This window comes from Microcystis sp. LE19-8.1F (assembly GCF_027531715.1).
Taxonomy (GTDB): domain Bacteria; phylum Cyanobacteriota; class Cyanobacteriia; order Cyanobacteriales; family Microcystaceae; genus Microcystis; species Microcystis wesenbergii_A.
Genome location: NZ_JAPZSO010000066.1, coordinates 12,466 through 26,649 on the forward strand (window position 1 = coordinate 12,466; position 14,184 = coordinate 26,649).

The 14,184-nt window shown below is 37.8% G+C and carries 24 protein-coding genes and 1 pseudogene; 18 read left to right on the forward strand and 7 right to left on the reverse strand.

All coding sequences use genetic code 11. From position 1 onward, the window contains the following. Positions 1-45 precede the first annotated feature (45 nt). Positions 46-1,131 (reverse strand): amidohydrolase family protein, encoded by a 1,086-nt coding sequence (locus O9334_RS06790; protein ID WP_287999715.1) that lies wholly within the window; start codon positions 1,129-1,131, stop codon positions 46-48. Between the two features lie 294 nt (positions 1,132-1,425). On the opposite strand from O9334_RS06790, the gene O9334_RS06795 reads away from it, so the two are divergent. Further along, positions 1,426-1,698: a BrnT family toxin gene (locus O9334_RS06795; protein WP_287691338.1), complete on the forward strand. Its 273-nt coding sequence runs from the start codon at positions 1,426-1,428 to the stop codon at positions 1,696-1,698. Then, a complete protein-coding gene (locus O9334_RS06800) occupies positions 1,682-1,936 on the forward strand; it encodes a BrnA antitoxin family protein (protein WP_002738362.1) in 255 nt (84 codons plus the stop codon). Before O9334_RS06795 ends, O9334_RS06800 begins: the two co-directional genes overlap by 17 nt. Positions 1,937-2,024: 88 nt before the next feature. Here the strand turns inward: O9334_RS06800 and O9334_RS06805 are convergent, their stop codons facing one another. Then, on the reverse strand, positions 2,025-2,240 hold the full coding sequence (locus tag O9334_RS06805; RefSeq protein ID WP_045357900.1) for a hypothetical protein: 216 nt from the start codon (positions 2,238-2,240) through the stop codon (positions 2,025-2,027). Between the two features lie 536 nt (positions 2,241-2,776). On the opposite strand from O9334_RS06805, the gene O9334_RS06810 reads away from it, so the two are divergent. The 3 genes from O9334_RS06810 (at position 2,777) to O9334_RS06820 (ending at position 4,285) form a co-directional block, all read left to right on the forward strand. Next, positions 2,777-3,184 carry a hypothetical protein gene (locus O9334_RS06810; RefSeq protein WP_002798105.1) on the forward strand — a complete coding sequence of 136 codons (408 nt, stop codon included), beginning with the start codon at positions 2,777-2,779 and terminating at the stop codon, positions 3,182-3,184. Positions 3,185-3,303: 119 nt separating this feature from the next. Continuing rightward, a complete protein-coding gene (locus O9334_RS06815; RefSeq protein ID WP_002798103.1) occupies positions 3,304-3,714 on the forward strand; it encodes a DUF8788 domain-containing protein in 411 nt (136 codons plus the stop codon). 73 nt (positions 3,715-3,787) lie between these two features. Further along, positions 3,788-4,285 carry an AidA/PixA family protein gene (locus O9334_RS06820; protein WP_287999716.1) on the forward strand — a complete coding sequence of 166 codons (498 nt, stop codon included), beginning with the start codon at positions 3,788-3,790 and terminating at the stop codon, positions 4,283-4,285. A 95-nt stretch (positions 4,286-4,380) separates the two neighbouring features. On the opposite strand, the gene O9334_RS06825 is transcribed toward O9334_RS06820, so the two are convergent. Both O9334_RS06825 and O9334_RS06830 read right to left on the reverse strand, forming a co-directional pair. Beyond that, complete coding sequence (locus tag O9334_RS06825; protein WP_287999717.1) at positions 4,381-4,746, reverse strand: aspartyl protease; 366 nt, start codon at positions 4,744-4,746, stop codon at positions 4,381-4,383. Further along, positions 4,743-5,060, reverse strand: a complete 318-nt coding sequence (locus tag O9334_RS06830) for a hypothetical protein (RefSeq protein WP_287999718.1) — start codon at positions 5,058-5,060, stop codon at positions 4,743-4,745. Before O9334_RS06830 ends, O9334_RS06825 begins: the two co-directional genes overlap by 4 nt. 382 nt (positions 5,061-5,442) lie before the next feature. Between O9334_RS06830 and O9334_RS06835 the strand changes: the two genes are divergently transcribed. From O9334_RS06835 to O9334_RS06860, 6 genes are all read left to right on the forward strand, one after another. Further along, on the forward strand, positions 5,443-5,730 hold the full coding sequence (locus O9334_RS06835; RefSeq protein ID WP_012266238.1) for a BrnT family toxin: 288 nt from the start codon (positions 5,443-5,445) through the stop codon (positions 5,728-5,730). Continuing rightward, positions 5,708-5,980 carry a hypothetical protein gene (locus O9334_RS06840; RefSeq protein ID WP_002799473.1) on the forward strand — a complete coding sequence of 91 codons (273 nt, stop codon included), beginning with the start codon at positions 5,708-5,710 and terminating at the stop codon, positions 5,978-5,980. The genes O9334_RS06835 and O9334_RS06840 overlap by 23 nt, the downstream gene beginning before the upstream one ends. Before the next feature lie 264 nt (positions 5,981-6,244). Further along, positions 6,245-6,535, forward strand: coding sequence for a type II toxin-antitoxin system TacA family antitoxin (locus O9334_RS06845; RefSeq protein WP_190380070.1), 291 nt, complete (start codon positions 6,245-6,247; stop codon positions 6,533-6,535). Beyond that, the gene (locus O9334_RS06850) at positions 6,532-7,026 is read left to right on the forward strand and encodes a GNAT family N-acetyltransferase (RefSeq protein ID WP_002738857.1); all 495 of its coding nucleotides are present in this window, start codon (positions 6,532-6,534) and stop codon (positions 7,024-7,026) included. The genes O9334_RS06845 and O9334_RS06850 overlap by 4 nt, the downstream gene beginning before the upstream one ends. A 229-nt stretch (positions 7,027-7,255) precedes the next feature. Next, a complete protein-coding gene (locus O9334_RS06855; protein WP_287999719.1) occupies positions 7,256-7,507 on the forward strand; it encodes a type II toxin-antitoxin system RelE/ParE family toxin in 252 nt (83 codons plus the stop codon). A 95-nt stretch (positions 7,508-7,602) separates the two neighbouring features. Next, positions 7,603-7,902 carry a helix-turn-helix domain-containing protein gene (locus tag O9334_RS06860; RefSeq protein WP_287999720.1) on the forward strand — a complete coding sequence of 100 codons (300 nt, stop codon included), beginning with the start codon at positions 7,603-7,605 and terminating at the stop codon, positions 7,900-7,902. Positions 7,903-7,936: 34 nt separating this feature from the next. Here the strand turns inward: O9334_RS06860 and O9334_RS06865 are convergent, their stop codons facing one another. After that, entirely contained in the window at positions 7,937-8,161 is a 225-nt protein-coding gene (locus O9334_RS06865) for a YcaO-like family protein (RefSeq protein ID WP_312675946.1), read from the reverse strand. Positions 8,162-8,415: 254 nt separating this feature from the next. On the opposite strand from O9334_RS06865, the gene O9334_RS06870 reads away from it, so the two are divergent. The 3 genes from O9334_RS06870 to O9334_RS06880 all read left to right on the forward strand — a co-directional run bounded on the left by O9334_RS06870 (position 8,416) and on the right by O9334_RS06880 (position 9,655). Continuing rightward, positions 8,416-8,739: a thiol-activated cytolysin C-terminal domain-containing protein gene (locus O9334_RS06870; protein ID WP_045357925.1), complete on the forward strand. Its 324-nt coding sequence runs from the start codon at positions 8,416-8,418 to the stop codon at positions 8,737-8,739. Positions 8,740-9,185: 446 nt separating this feature from the next. Beyond that, positions 9,186-9,410, forward strand: a complete 225-nt coding sequence (locus O9334_RS06875; RefSeq protein ID WP_045357927.1) for a type II toxin-antitoxin system HicB family antitoxin — start codon at positions 9,186-9,188, stop codon at positions 9,408-9,410. A gap of 17 nt (positions 9,411-9,427) precedes the next feature. Continuing rightward, entirely contained in the window at positions 9,428-9,655 is a 228-nt protein-coding gene (locus O9334_RS06880; protein ID WP_045357929.1) for a type II toxin-antitoxin system HicA family toxin, read from the forward strand. A 48-nt stretch (positions 9,656-9,703) separates the two neighbouring features. On the opposite strand, the gene O9334_RS06885 is transcribed toward O9334_RS06880, so the two are convergent. Continuing rightward, complete coding sequence (locus O9334_RS06885) at positions 9,704-12,001, reverse strand: TOMM precursor leader peptide-binding protein (RefSeq protein ID WP_287999721.1); 2,298 nt, start codon at positions 11,999-12,001, stop codon at positions 9,704-9,706. 204 nt (positions 12,002-12,205) lie between these two features. Here O9334_RS06885 and O9334_RS06890 point away from each other — a divergent pair, with 204 nt between their 5' ends. From O9334_RS06890 to O9334_RS06900, 3 genes and pseudogenes are all read left to right on the forward strand, one after another. After that, on the forward strand, positions 12,206-12,427 hold the full coding sequence (locus O9334_RS06890; RefSeq protein WP_190380066.1) for a type II toxin-antitoxin system Phd/YefM family antitoxin: 222 nt from the start codon (positions 12,206-12,208) through the stop codon (positions 12,425-12,427). 16 nt (positions 12,428-12,443) lie between these two features. Further along, entirely contained in the window at positions 12,444-12,662 is a 219-nt protein-coding gene (locus O9334_RS06895) for a type II toxin-antitoxin system Phd/YefM family antitoxin (RefSeq protein WP_287999722.1), read from the forward strand. A gap of 689 nt (positions 12,663-13,351) precedes the next feature. After that, positions 13,352-13,603 (forward strand): annotated as a pseudogene (locus tag O9334_RS06900) (transposase); the annotation flags it as partial. Between the two features lie 65 nt (positions 13,604-13,668). Here O9334_RS06900 and O9334_RS06905 read toward each other — a convergent pair. Beyond that, a complete protein-coding gene (locus tag O9334_RS06905) occupies positions 13,669-13,791 on the reverse strand; it encodes a hypothetical protein (RefSeq protein WP_274518326.1) in 123 nt (40 codons plus the stop codon). A 5-nt stretch (positions 13,792-13,796) separates the two neighbouring features. On the opposite strand from O9334_RS06905, the gene O9334_RS06910 reads away from it, so the two are divergent. After that, entirely contained in the window at positions 13,797-14,114 is a 318-nt protein-coding gene (locus tag O9334_RS06910; protein WP_002768334.1) for a 2Fe-2S iron-sulfur cluster-binding protein, read from the forward strand. Positions 14,115-14,184: the final 70 nt, after the last annotated feature.

Below are 14,184 nucleotides of genomic sequence, written 5' to 3' on the forward strand. Positions count from 1 at the left end.
TTCCTCCAGGAAGTTGGTTAATAAATTTGATTCTACTGTAAAAACTCAGACTGAGCCATAAAAACGGTTAGGATTGTCCGCAAGTATCTTCTCTACTGTTTCCTTAGCTAAATCTTTCTCAAGCTTAAGCACTTGACTAACAATATCGGGCTTATGATCCATGTGCGGATAATCTGAGCCAAAGATAATATTGTCACTGCCAATGTAGTCTATAAGCTGGGACAGATAAGGTTCAGAGGGTTCAACGGCAATAAAGCATTGACGGCGAAAATACTCTGATGGCATTAATCTTACCCGATCTTTGACCTCCCAAGGTGTAACTTGATACTCTTCGTCAAGTCTCCATAACCAATAGGGAAGCCAACCACACCCTGATTCTAGAAACGCCACTCTCAGCCTCGGATGACGTTCTAACACCCCCCCTTCAATTAAGGCTAACAGTGCCATCATCTCCTCCATGGGGTGAGAACAAGCATGAAGGGCAAAACGGGTGTTAAATCGATCGGCGCTGGTGGTGGGTAAGCGGCTATAAGTGCCTTCATGAATTCCTACAGCCATGTCCAAATCCTCGCAGGCCGCCCAAAAGGGTTCATAGGCTGGATCGCTCAAAATTCTGCCTTTAACGGGATTAGGGCGCAAAAAAACCGCCTTCCAGCCCAAGTTTGCCATGCGGTTTAGCTCTTTGACCATATCTTCGGGATCATGTTGATTGACTGCAGCCACTCCTTTCAGTCTAGCCGGGTCATAGCTACAAAATTCTTCATATAACCATGTATTGTAAGCACGGACAAAAGCCCCCATCACTTCAGCAGGTAGGCTATCAATGGCAAATAACCACAGTCCGTAATTAGGATAAATAAAAGCCACATCTATGCCCATTTGTGTCATAGATTGAACATGGGACTCTGGGTTATAGCGGTTGAGATAAGCATGGGGATGAGCTTGCATCATCTGCTTATTCCCTTCTGCTTGGACTTGTGGGGAGATTTTTTGACTAATCGGTTCTCCTTTGATTTTCATGTCAGCAGAAGGGGCAAATTCCCTAAATTTAGGTTCTAGGTATTGTCCCCACATTGCGGGGGGTTCAATGACATGGGAATCAGCATCAATAATTTTGTACCCGTTGAGCATAGCGATTTTTAGGCAATTTTCTACCTAAATTATATTTGATTGGGAAAAAGCGGTCCCTTTTTTTAGGCTTTTTTTTCATCCCCTAAAACTCCATGGATTGATTGGGTTAAACTTGATACAACACTTTATTAAACTTAACGAATGGAAGCGATTGAATTTAAAATGATTCTTCATCATGGCACAGTTGTCATTCCCCCTGAATACCCCTCTAAGTGGGAAGGTAAGGCGATCCGTGTGATACTCTGAAGGGGTTTTGAGCTTGACTCAACCTTCTAAAATACATATAATGTATGTATAACATTTGAATATGATCCCAGAAAAGCAAAAACCAACTGGCAAAAGCACGGTGTTTCCTTTGCAGAAGCTGAAATGGTGTTTTTTGATCCCCTCGCTATTCATGATCTTGATCCCGGTTGTGTAACAGAAGAACGTTTTATTGCAGTGGGGATGGGAAACATGGGATCACTATTAGTGGTTATTTATACTTTGCGGGGTGAAGTCATTCGCTTGATTTCCGCTCGTCGTGCTACAAAACAAGAGAGAAAAACTTATGAGAAAGGAATATGATTTTTCTAAAGGAAAACGAGGGGCGCTCATTTCCTCTCAGGGAAAAACACGCATTACCATTTATCTAGATGATGAGATTCTAGCTTATTTTCGAGAACAGGCTGAAACCGCAGGAATGGGTTATCAAACCCTAATTAATGAGGCTTTAAAACAATATATCCAATCTCCTTCTGAGCGATCGCTCACTCAGTCCGATTTACGTCGTATTCTTCGGGAAGAATTATCAGCCCTCCAATAATGTTGCTTATGATAGTTACAAGTTAGCCGATCGCTGTCTGTTTTCAAGGATTGCGATCGCTTTTTAATTTTTTCTGGTCAAAGTTTAGTTAAACGGCAAGAGGGGTAATTTTGTAAAGATGTGCTAAATGGGAAGCTTTTTGTAGATCACCTTGACGAAGGGCTTCTCGGACATCATCTAATTTTTGAGCGTCTTCTAATGATAAATAGGGCGACCATCCTTCGGGAGTCTCAATCAGTTCTACTTCCACTTCAGCCATGTACTCTCCAATGTGGATGAGTTTAATGTGAGGCTTTTTTGTCATGGTTTTCTCCTTGTAAAATCACTTGACCACGGGAAAGTAAAGCCAGAACTAATTGGAAGGTTATACTCATCATTCGGTGGTAGCATCTCCTTACTTAGGGCAGGTGTTTTCCTTGAGGGATAAGCGATCGCTTTTTTGCTGCTTTTTTTTCATCCTCTAAAACCGCTACAAATCAGAGGGTAAAAGGGTTTTGATGATTTTAGTCGCCTGATTAATTCATGTGTTCTCCTTAAGGAATTAGGGAGTCATACCATAAAGTGACCCGTTGAATCTAATATAAATCTAATATAAATCTAATATTCTGCTCAAAAAAACCTATTAGAAAAGTATTAATTTTAGAGATTGCCATTACCACAAATAAAACTTATTCTGGTATCAAAGGTGATTGAAGAAATCACTTTTAACTCAAAAGACAACACATTTTGCTTTATAGCATTATGTCTAACTCGAAGACTTCAGCAATGGATTTTTGAGAGTGTCTTAGGAGTGTACAAGGCTAACTCAATTAGTTATCTATATCATAAGGAGTCATTTTCATGCAAGTAACCACAACACAAGCCGATTTACTGCCTCACATTTCTACTGAGCAAGGCGTTCCTCAAGCTGCAACTATGGAAGTTCCCACATCCGCAACTGTTGCCCAAGAAGCTGTATCAGGTAGTTATACCTTTTTTGGTTTTCTTGAAGTAGATTATTCTCTGTCTATTTCTCCTCCCCAAATTAAAGTTGACCTTTTTATTAATGCTTTAGGTCAAAAAATCAGAATTGCTGGGGTTGATCTTAATCCTAATCACCCCACAGCCAAAATTGGTGGTAGTGCTTTAGGCTTCAAAGCAGAAGTTGAGTTAAGCTTTGACTTTAATACTTATATATTAACAATTAAAGCCACTGGCTGCGCTCCTTTTGTTGGTTGCAAAACAGGTTCTACTACTATTCATCTTTAAAAACAAATAAGGTGATTGAACTCAATCACCTTTAACCTAACCCAAAAGACCAGACATTTTCCTTTATCGGTCTCCAATCGAATCTTAAATCAACAAAAACAACACAAGAGGTAAAAACAATGGCTAATACAATTCAACCTAGCGAGTGTAGCATTTTTATTCAAATTTGGGTGGATACCAATGCTCTTCAAAACGGCTCTACAAAAGGTGTCTATCTAGTAGATAGCAATCACAACAATGGCAGTTCACAAGAAGGAACAACCTTTCTTAAAACTAATGCTACAACTAACAGCAAAATTTGTTGGACAATTCTAAATACTAACATTAACTCTGATGTTCAACTTAGCATTGCCAATCTTTCAAATGCAAGTGTTTTTGGAGCGGGAGGTACGCCGCAACAATATCAGCCTAATATTTGGACTGGACAAGTACAAGCTAATGGAGAGGCTCAGTATTCAATAACCTTCAATGCTGAAAAAGGTGTAGGAATTACCACGACTGTTAATCCAACTCTGTCAGTGCACTCCTAAACATTCCGCATGGGGTTTCAAAAACTTTGGGCATTCAATTCTAATCAACACAATTAAACCAGAGAGACAAACCATGATTACTTTACATCCAGATCGTACTGTTATTCGCGTAGCCGAGAAACCACAATTTAATCCGACAACGGCGATTACGATTGCTGTTGACACAGCCTATGTTGCTGCACAGCAAGGTCGAAATATTAATCAAGGTATTTATATGATGGACAATATGGTAGCTAACGGTAGCTCTGGGGAAGGAACACTAGAATTACATACTAAGTGTCCTGTGGGTAGCTTAATCGGCTTTAATACAGTACCAATTAATGGTGAAGGAGTATCAGGAGATCAAGTTATTATTACTGGGTTTACAGTATCTCAGGGAAATGTTTTTACTGCTGCTGGTCAACCCCGAAAACAGCCTTCTCCTAATAAAGAACCTGATGGCAGCTATTGGATTGGACAAGCGTTAAATACAGGATCACAAACCTATCAGATACAGATCAAAGTGACAGTTGGTCAACTTCAACCTGTTTCTTATTTCATTAACTGGGATCCATTTATTACAGCCCAATAACTAAAATGTGATCGCCCCTTCTTCTAGATTAGATTAAAACAACGAAACCCAACACTATTTAAGGTGTGTTACTTCGGTGACGCACCTTTTAGCTATCAGTTTTTGCTTATCACTCTCATCGGACAATCCACTACTAAACGCTTAGTTTGTAACCACCAAACCCCTAACAGCACATTTATTAACTCATTTCCTCCTAACACCTCAATCGTAAACATTTCCCCATCAATTATCACTTTTCCTTCATATAAATTAAACCGTGTTTCTCCGTTAGCTGTTTGCATATCCTGTGGTTCACTATCACAAACCCATCCTAAACTATCTGCATCTTGATTATCAATCGCTAACCAACCCGTAAACCCTGTATCTAACAGTGCCATCACAGAAATAATCTCCTCATCAGCAGAGATTAAGCCAATTTCAAAAAATAACTCCCCACGTTCATTAAATTCTCCTTGGCTCATATTGTTCCACAAGTTCCCGTTTTATTTATCCGCATAATAATACACTTCTTCCCCGGATATTTAGCACGAGATTGAGACAGAGCTATTTTTTTATCCTTATCAATAAAATAATCCCCACTCTCAGGTTCAATAATAATAAACCAATCATAATGGTCTTTGATTAATTCAGGTTGAACTCGATCAAACACCTTACGACACTGTTGATAAAATACGGCATCTTCCGCTTCTAGTCTGACTTTTTCTGCGGCAGAAAGTTGTTTTTCTGGGAAAATTCGTCCCCGTCGTACCGTTTTCGATGATGATGATTTTGTCATGACGGTTACTTTAATATTGATTTATGGGGCGATTATACCATAAAGTGACCCTAAAGCGCTCGCCTATTTTCATCAGGTGTTTTACTGCGGTGACACACCTTTTAGCTATCAGTTATAATGGGAAAGTTTGAAGCCTAGACATTAGTTTCATCTTGTTTTATATGACGGCGACGCTTTTCTGGATATTGAACTAAATGGCGCTCGCATTTCTATGTTTTGAACTGATTTGTACTCGCTTTTTGAGATGCTTATGGCAGCGATCGCTTATAGATCTCTCTATTGGTCAAACTTTGGCAAGACGCGATCGCACAGAAAAAATTGTTATTAGGCCATCAGGATATGCTATAATGGGGGGTGTTTCAGTTGGCAAAGTGGCAATGATTTGGAACTAGCATTTGAATGGGATAAACAGAAAGCAAAAATAAATCAAAGAAAACATAACATTTCTTTTGAAGAAGCATCCACCGTATTTGATGATCCCTTAGCTGTAAATTTCGATGATCCTGACCATTCTACAGGGGAGAATCGCTATCTTATAATAGGTTTATCAGATCAAAGTAAATTTCTATTTGTTTCTTATACGGATCGTGATCATAAAATTCGTTTAATTAGTGCAAGATTAGTTACACCCAAAGAAAGGAGATATTATGAACGAGAAAATCCAAGATGAATTAGAAGATGACTTGCGAGAAGAATATGATTTAAGTCAACTTAAAAATCCTGTTCGCGGAAAATATTACCAACAGTATCGGGAAGGTCATAGCGTTACTATTCATCATGAAGATGGAACAAAAACGGTTGAACATTTTCCAGCGCAAAATGATGTAATTATTCTTGATCCTGATGTTAAAAAGTATTTTCCTAATTCGGAATCCGTTAATGCTACTTTAAGAAGTTTAATTAAATTAATTCCTCAATAATAGTGCGATGCCTACGGCACTGCATAGCAGCACGCCCCTTCTTCTCGATTAGTTTGAAACAACGAAACCCAAGACTATTTAAGGTGTGTTACTGCGGTGACACACCTTTTACCTATCAGTTATAATGGAAAGGTTTGAAGCCTAGACTTTCATCAAATGATGCTCATCTCTCTGAAAAATCCGGGTATCGTATCGTACATAGTGTAATGTCGTTGTCACTACATTATGTTAAAATAATTAAGTTTGGAATTACACACCCATCTCATGAGTAGTAAAACAAAAAGTAAGACTCCGCGTAATACCCTAAATTTGCGAATTAAGCCAGAAGAACGCAATTTGATCGATATGGCAGCCAAAGTGAAAGGTAAGAATAGAACTGATTTTATTTTGGAAGCCGCGCGGAATGCTGCGGAGGAAACTTTGCTCGAACGTACTATTTTTTTGGCTAGTCCAGAGGCTTATGCAGAATTTATCGCACTTCTAGATGCACCACCTCAACCTAATGAACGTTTACGCAAAACCATGCAGACGCTCGCACCTTGGGAGAAGGAATGAATTTGACACCACCTGAACCTCTGGCTAGTTATCACTCAATCACTGATTTTTCCTGCGGAATTACTTCTCTTGATGATTGGTTGAAGCGTCGAGCTTATGCTAATCAAGCCAGTGGTGCAACTAGAACTTTTGTTACCTGCGTTGACAATAGGGTAGTTGGGTATTACGCCCTTGCTTCCGGGGCGATTAGTATACAATCAGCTAATGGTAAATTTCGGCGGAATATGCCTAACCCAATTCCAGTGGTAATTTTGGCACGATTGGCAGTAGATACTTCTTACCAAGGTCAAGGTTTAGGATGCGGTTTATTTCGTGATGGTGCGCTACGGGTTGTTAAAGCGGCTGATACCATTGGTATTCGGGGAATTATTGTTCATGCTATTTCAGAAGAAGCTAAGAATTTTTATTTGGCTTTAGGTTTTGATGTGTCTCCTCTTGAACCGATGACGTTGATGATTACTCTTAATGATTTACGCGCTTGTATTGCTTAGTGCAGGGGCAACACGGGGTCAACCACAGGGGGTTTGCCCCTACAGGTACGTTTAAGTCCAGAATAACTTTGCTTATGGCCTCATGAACAAGATATTTGCCCTGATACACTTTACTTAGATTCAGTTAAACTAAAATGATCATCATCTTGCTTGTTAACTAACGAACAATTGACAAACTGATGATCCTGTTATACTAAATTAGGTATCAACCTTAATCATTATCCCCAACATGGGAGATAAACCCATTTACTGGATTGGGACGTTAAGGGAAGATATTAGAGATTTTCCTGAAGACGCAAAGCGTAAAGCAGGTTTTCAACTGAGAGCTATTCAACAAGGAGAGAAACCCAATGATTTTAAACCCATTCCCATTATTGGTCAAGGAACAGAAGAAATTAGAATTTGGACAGGAGAAACCTACAGAATCTTTTATGTGGCAAGGTTTAAAGAAGCGATTTATGTCCTTCATGCTTTCGGTTAAAAAACACAGAAAACCTCGAAAAAAGAAATTGAATTGGGACAAAAACGTTATCAACAAATGATTCAATTTAGACAACAATTACAGGAGGGATAACCATGACACAATCTAACACTATTGAGATCACTTTTGGTAGCGATAACATCTTTGAAGATTTAGGATTTAACAGTGAAGAAGCAACTAACTTAAAAATTAGAGCCGATTTGATGTTAACCTTGCGGTCTTTTATCCAAGAAAAAAGATGGACACAGCAAGAAGCCGCCACTTTTTTCGAGGAAACAAAACCGAAAATTAGTGATTTAATGAATGGAGAAATTAGCCGTTTTACTGTTGATAAATTACTCAGTCTTTTAGATAAAACGGGAATAAAAGTTAAACTCGAAATCTTCACCAAGTAACTTAAAATCATCAACAATTGACCATAAACAAGGGTTACATCCACATGGGAAAAGGATTTAATTCATCTTCCGTTAAAGCTTCTTTTAACCATCCCATGCTAACAGGAACATCATACAATCTTCCTGTCCCTAAACGCTTCCACATATGACGCATTCCGGGGACAATGACTTTAGCTACTCTTAAACCAATATCAGGACGAGTTTGGTCTAATACTAACATTTCCATCCCTTTTGACTCAATCTCTATAATTTGATTGATTAATTCATTTGTTCTACTTAAGAGATTACGCCATTATACCATAAAGTGACCCTTTAAATCTAATATAAATCTAATATAAATCTCATATAAAAGTTAATATTCTGCTCAAAAAAATATATTAGAAAAGTATTAACTTTAGAGATTGCCATTACCCAAAATAAAACTTATTCTGGTATCAAAGGTGATTAAACAAATCACTTTTAACCCAAAAAACCTGATTTTTCTGGAAGAAACAAATTATGAACACTGTGACTATGGCTGTAACCAATCAATTAAACGCACCCGTAGGTGGTTCTTTTCTTGTAAGAAATAGTGGAGGATATGTTTCTCGCTTTTCAGTCTCTTACAAATTTGAAGGCCAAGATTTTAGTAAAGATAGTGGAGAGTTTACTGCAGGTGTTAACAAATCTATCAGTATCCCTGCAGGTGCTACTGAAATTCACTTAAAAGTTGAGGAAGCTTGGTTTATTGGTTCTTGGAGTACTATTTTTACTCAAGATTTTAATAGCCCTGTTACCAAATGTTATGAGATATCTGGAACAACACTTAATCCTAGTTGGAAAGAAATCTCTTGCTAATGATCGCCTAAAGTTAGAAACGAAACCCAACATTATTCGTTCTTCCGAACTTACACTGTAGAAAATTCCTCAAGCTCCCTCTGGGGTTAGCAATGCTCTAAAGCTGATAAATATTAATCTAACAAAAACTCAAAGCTTTAGTGTACAAACTTTACAAGGGTAAGTTGCTGATAGTTTTACATGACAAGTTTGGAAGAACCACATTATTTAAGGTGTGTTACTATGGTGACATACCTTTTATCTATCTGTCATGAGGGCAGCTTATCCATTTCTGGCTCAGATCGGTTAGAATTGAAAAGTTATCAGCCTGGAAATTCGTTTTATCCTCGCGCTCATAATAAAATGTAGAACAAGCTTCTAGTTTGTCAGGGATAAAATACCTGTACTTTGTTAATTCTCTATGTACCCTATAATGACCATTAAGCCTTAAACTAGGAGAAAAACTGATGGAAAAATTGATCCAATTACATATTGAAAAGCTACCCGAAGGATTCTATTTAGCAACCTCCGATGACTTACAGGGATTAGTTGCACAAGGGAAAACCCTTAAAGAAACCCTAGAAATTGCCAGAGATGTCGCTCATCAATTAATCGAGGCTAAAAAACAACGCAATCAAATTGATAATTTAAAAGATATAGAAGATGATTTTTACTACCCTTTAGTTGTCTAAACAGATTAAAATAAAAAATGGGAAGATTATCAGGATTTCGGTATCGTGATATTATCAAAAAACTTAAAAAGCTTGGTTTTGTTTTAGATCGCCAAGCCGCAGGTAGTCACGAAATTTGGTACAATCCAGAGACAGAGAACTATACAACAATTCCTAATCATTCTGGTGATCTACCAGAGGGGACTGTAAGAGCTATTCTCAAACAGGCTGGCATTAGTCCAGATGATTTTTTACAAACAAAATAAAAACTTAATTTGTAACCATTCAGTTATAATGTCCCCTATTCCAAAGCATTACATCCACATGGGAAAAGGATTTAATTCATCTTCCGTTAAAGCTTCTTTTAACCATCCCATGCTAACAGGAACATCATACAATCTTCCTGCCCCTAAACGCTTCCACATATGACGCATTCCGGGGATAATGACTTTAGCAACTCTTAAACCAATATCAGCACGAGTCTGATCTAAGACTAACATTTCCATCTCCTTTGACTCAACAATTCGCTGACACAATTTAACATCCTCGAATAAATCATCACTAGCTAATTGTAAATAATCATTACTTTTTTTCGGTATTATTTTACTATCGGGAACTAAATAAGATTGATTGCTTAACCTTGCAGTTTGCCACCATTTAACCGCCAAAGGATCAGCAGAAGGATTATAAATCGTTGTCCCATCTTCCTTAAAAGATAACACATTCGGTAAGATTTGATTAACCTCCGTTAACGCCCGACTAATGGCAATTTTCGGGTCAAAATGCGCCCCATACCCTAACAAAATGTCCTCCACTTCCCGCTCCTTTCTCGGACTAATAGCAGCAAAACAGGGAATATTCAAATCACTGGTAATATCTAACACCCATAGCTCCCGATTTAACCCCTCATAATATTGCTTTAATTGCTCAAAATATGGCTCATTAAAGCTCTCTAAATTAACGGAAGGTTTAACTAATTGATTATACCACCATAAGGCCACACAATCTCGTTCCACTAACTCCATAAATCCTTGTAAAATCGCTTCTTCTATCGTATTTCCTGCGGCGCAGCCATTAGAATCAGCCCAACAATCTAAGGGTTCAGATTGAGGATAACCATAATAACAATATACCGTCGGTAAATACTTAAAATCTTGAGCAGTTAAAGACCATACAGGTGTCCAATCAATCATTCTAGTTTCATCAAAAGGTTCAGGGACTTTTTGAAACCATCCTTGATTCTTCGCATTCCATTCTTCTCGATGTTGATATTGTTTTTCACTAAAATTCATACATTTGTTAGGATGAATAGCTTTATCTCCTAACTCTTGATAATTCGCTTTTTCTCTGATTTCATTCCCTTGAAAAACTCCCGAATAGCGCTCAATAGCTTCACAAAATCCACTTGCTTTTGCTTGACTATCTGTGCGGCCTTTTCCCGCACTTCTACCTCCAATATTTTGCCGTAAACTGTCTAAATCATCAAAGACACTGCGAAAATGATGTTTCGCTACATAAGTATGAACTAAAGCATTCCCTTGTATCTTATTTAATTCTCGCACAATTCCCGTAATGGGACTGATAAGATGTTGATAGGTTCTTAAGGTTTCTTCAGGAGAACAAAAACGATGTCCCCCATCACTGGTAAAAGCCTTTTTACGATGTCCCAAAACCACAGGTAAAGGTGTTTTATTTAGAGAATATCCACAACTAGGACAGTTCGGACGTTTAACTAAAATATGCTCTTGAAATTGTAAATTTAAAGTATCATAAGTCATCATTGTTCCTTCTAAACGTTGATTTTTACCTTGAATAATCCACTTAAAAACCTCCATAGCCGTCAGATTTAAAACCGTCTGTATTGTCGCTGAAGAAAACCCTAAAGGGGAAATTAAAGAAATCTTATTTTCTCTCTGTCTAATAATAAATTCCTCCACGGGACGATTATCTCGTAATCGTTGAGCCAAACAATGCCAACAACCAGTTTTATCGGGATCAAATAAGGGACCAATCCATGCTAGGTTTCCCAGGGGATTAACTAATAACCAAGGCTTTTGCAAGACTAAAGCTTGTTGATTAATACTCTCTAAATCAGGATGAAGATAATTATCGGTTAAAATAATGGTTAAATCCCCTTCATCTGCGACTTGAACTTGCAATGAATTTAAAATATTGATCAAATCTTGCTGGGGAATTGAGCCTAGGCTTTTAACCGTAACCTTCAGAGATTGTAATCGTTCAAAAGCTTGGGCTTGAGAAACCTGAAGATGATGGCATAAAATTGCTAGATTAGACGGCAATAATTCTTTTTTTTCTAGTAAAAACCCTCGTTTATATAACTGAAAAATCGCTTTTTGAATTGCCAGACTATAATTAATAATCACTGCGAAGGAATTAGCATTATTGGGATTGATTTCTTGATTTTGTAAAAATTCTAACTGAAGAATATCAATAATTTCATCAAGATTACGTTGACCATCGATTAATCTTACTAAACGATAATAAAGCGGCTCTTGAAAACAGATAGATTCTCGCTCAGATAGAAAAAATACCGTATTTGGTTCTAAGGTTTCAATTGAGTAGGCAGGATTCCAATCAAGCTGGTTGAACACAATTTTTACTCTCTTTTTAAGGGATGTTAAGGTTAATTATATACCTATAATATCAGTTTGATAGCAGTTATCTTAATGGTGAGCTGCGAAGAGTGTAAGTTGGGTTGAACGATAGTGAAACCCAACCGTATTTTATCTATTCCTTGCTGAGATTCAGTTAAAATTGTAGCGTTATCAGCATGAGTTAGATAGAATCCAACATCCATGATCATCTCTCTCAAAGAAGCTCAGGCTAAACTCCCCGAACTGATTGACAATCTCAAACTGGGGGAAGAATTGTTAATCACCGACGATAATCATCCAATTGCCCAATTAATCGGGCAAATACCCATACCGCCCCAACGCCCTAGCCCTGGACTATGTCAAGGAATGATTACCATCGTAGCTGATGACGAAGAACATTGGCAAGATTTTTTGAAAACTTAAATAGAGATTTAACATTATGACTAAATTAGATATAGCTCAAGCTAAATCCGATCTCTCAAAACTTCTCGATTTGGCAATTAACGGAGAGGAAATCGTTATTATACAAGGCGACGAGCCAGTAGCCAAAATTTCCCCCATCAAACGACCCTTAAAACGAGGAAGTGCTAAGGGAAAAGTATGGATGAGCGATGACTTTGATGAACCTCTTGAAGACTTTCAAAATTCCAGGGAATGACTTTTTTATTGGACACACATATTTTTCTTTGGTTTGTTAATGACGATCCTAGATTAAGCAATGCTCTCAAAGATTTAATTGAAGATGAGAACAATTTTAGTTATCTTAGTATCGCCAGTCTTTGGGAAATGTCTATTAAATAGAATTTAGTAAAGTTAAGGTTAGTTCCTTACTAGGAAGAGTTTATTGAGAAAGAAGTGAACGAAAGTAGGATTGTTTTACTAAATCTTGAACTAGGGCATCTAAAAATTAATGCTTCTCTACCTTTTCACCATAGAGATCCTTTTGAACGCATTATTATTGCTCAATCTATGGCTGAAAATCTCCCTATCATTACAAGTGATTCAATTTTCATTCAATATTCGATTGCGCTTATTTAGTGTAACTCAACAAATGAAAATATTATTGATCTTAGATCAAGATGAAGGAATAGCTCCCAATGATCCAGCCCCTTCTTCTCGATTAGATTGAAACAACGAAACCCAACACTAATAAAGGTGTGTTACTTTAGTGACATACCCTTTACCTATCAGCGGCGATCGCTTATAGCTCTCTCTATTAATCAAACTTTGGCAAGACGCGATCGCATAGAAAAAATTGTTATTCCGCCATCAGGATATGGTATAATGCGGGATATTTCAGTTGGCAAAGGGGCAATGATTTGGAACTAGCATTTGAAGGGGATAAACAGTTGTAGAACGTTCAGAGGTGCTGAGAGAAAATTGGAAAAATGGATAAGAATAGGCGGAATATTAGATCAAAGTAGTGCTGGTATGATTCAGAAGCATTTGGCGGGTATCTGTAATTACTTTGAAAATCAGACAACCAATGGATTAACTGAGGGAATGAATACCAAAATAAAGCTTATTAAAAGAATAAGTTATGGATTTACCAATTTTGAACATCTTCGACTTAAGCTGTTTGCTTGCTTTAATTCATAACAAAAATTAACACAGGAAAACCAGAAGAGCCGAAGCGGTGGCGAAAAAGGCCCAAGATGGAATTATTAGGGTTTAGTTGTCAGTTGTTTGTGATCAGTCATTTGATCGCTCATCGTAGGATTAGTGCGATCGATTTTGTTTGGGGTATCTAGAATGATAAAATGGGTGACGTTCAAAGCATCATTCATTAGCTATGACCACAACCTACAAAGTAGAAATTTCTCATTTAGGAACAACACAAACGATCGAAGTTAGGGAAGATCAAACTATACTACAAGCGGCCTACGATGCGGGGATTGACTTACCCAGTTCTTGCAATGCGGGCGTATGTACTACCTGTGCCGCTCAACTTTCCCAGGGTAGCGTCGAACAAGGTGAGGGCATGGGATTATCCCCCGACCTGCAAAAAGAAGGCTATGCTTTGTTATGTGTGGCCTATCCTCGCTCCGATATTAAACTGGAATCTGGCAAGGAAGAAGTAGTTTATCAACGTCAATTCGGAAAACCCTAGGCCAAACTGGGGTTAAGATGACAAATTTTCGGGGGTTTCCCCCCAAAAAAACCAGATTTAGAGCCAATCA

Excerpts from the sequence above, each read along its gene's own strand:
- O9334_RS06845 (WP_190380070.1), top strand. The coding sequence starts at position 6,245 with ATGAGTAGTAAAACAAAAAGTAAGACTCCGCGTAATACCCTAAATTTG.
- O9334_RS06805 (WP_045357900.1), bottom strand. The coding sequence starts at position 2,240 with ATGACAAAAAAGCCTCACATTAAACTCATCCACATTGGAGAGTACATG.
- O9334_RS06895 (WP_287999722.1), top strand. The coding sequence starts at position 12,444 with ATGACTAAATTAGATATAGCTCAAGCTAAATCCGATCTCTCAAAACTT.
- O9334_RS06905 (WP_274518326.1), bottom strand. The coding sequence starts at position 13,791 with ATGAATGATGCTTTGAACGTCACCCATTTTATCATTCTAGATACCCCA.
- O9334_RS06820 (WP_287999716.1), top strand. The coding sequence starts at position 3,788 with ATGATTACTTTACATCCAGATCGTACTGTTATTCGCGTAGCCGAGAAA.
- O9334_RS06875 (WP_045357927.1), top strand. The coding sequence starts at position 9,186 with ATGGAAAAATTGATCCAATTACATATTGAAAAGCTACCCGAAGGATTC.
- O9334_RS06790 (WP_287999715.1), bottom strand. The coding sequence starts at position 1,131 with ATGCTCAACGGGTACAAAATTATTGATGCTGATTCCCATGTCATTGAA.
- O9334_RS06890 (WP_190380066.1), top strand. The coding sequence starts at position 12,206 with ATGATCATCTCTCTCAAAGAAGCTCAGGCTAAACTCCCCGAACTGATT.
- O9334_RS06880 (WP_045357929.1), top strand. The coding sequence starts at position 9,428 with ATGGGAAGATTATCAGGATTTCGGTATCGTGATATTATCAAAAAACTT.
- O9334_RS06860 (WP_287999720.1), top strand. The coding sequence starts at position 7,603 with ATGACACAATCTAACACTATTGAGATCACTTTTGGTAGCGATAACATC.
- O9334_RS06850 (WP_002738857.1), top strand. The coding sequence starts at position 6,532 with ATGAATTTGACACCACCTGAACCTCTGGCTAGTTATCACTCAATCACT.
- O9334_RS06870 (WP_045357925.1), top strand. The coding sequence starts at position 8,416 with ATGGCTGTAACCAATCAATTAAACGCACCCGTAGGTGGTTCTTTTCTT.
- O9334_RS06815 (WP_002798103.1), top strand. The coding sequence starts at position 3,304 with ATGGCTAATACAATTCAACCTAGCGAGTGTAGCATTTTTATTCAAATT.
- O9334_RS06825 (WP_287999717.1), bottom strand. The coding sequence starts at position 4,746 with ATGAGCCAAGGAGAATTTAATGAACGTGGGGAGTTATTTTTTGAAATT.
- O9334_RS06830 (WP_287999718.1), bottom strand. The coding sequence starts at position 5,060 with ATGACAAAATCATCATCATCGAAAACGGTACGACGGGGACGAATTTTC.
- O9334_RS06840 (WP_002799473.1), top strand. The coding sequence starts at position 5,708 with ATGAACGAGAAAATCCAAGATGAATTAGAAGATGACTTGCGAGAAGAA.
- O9334_RS06855 (WP_287999719.1), top strand. The coding sequence starts at position 7,256 with ATGGGAGATAAACCCATTTACTGGATTGGGACGTTAAGGGAAGATATT.
- O9334_RS06800 (WP_002738362.1), top strand. The coding sequence starts at position 1,682 with ATGAGAAAGGAATATGATTTTTCTAAAGGAAAACGAGGGGCGCTCATT.
- O9334_RS06910 (WP_002768334.1), top strand. The coding sequence starts at position 13,797 with ATGACCACAACCTACAAAGTAGAAATTTCTCATTTAGGAACAACACAA.
- O9334_RS06810 (WP_002798105.1), top strand. The coding sequence starts at position 2,777 with ATGCAAGTAACCACAACACAAGCCGATTTACTGCCTCACATTTCTACT.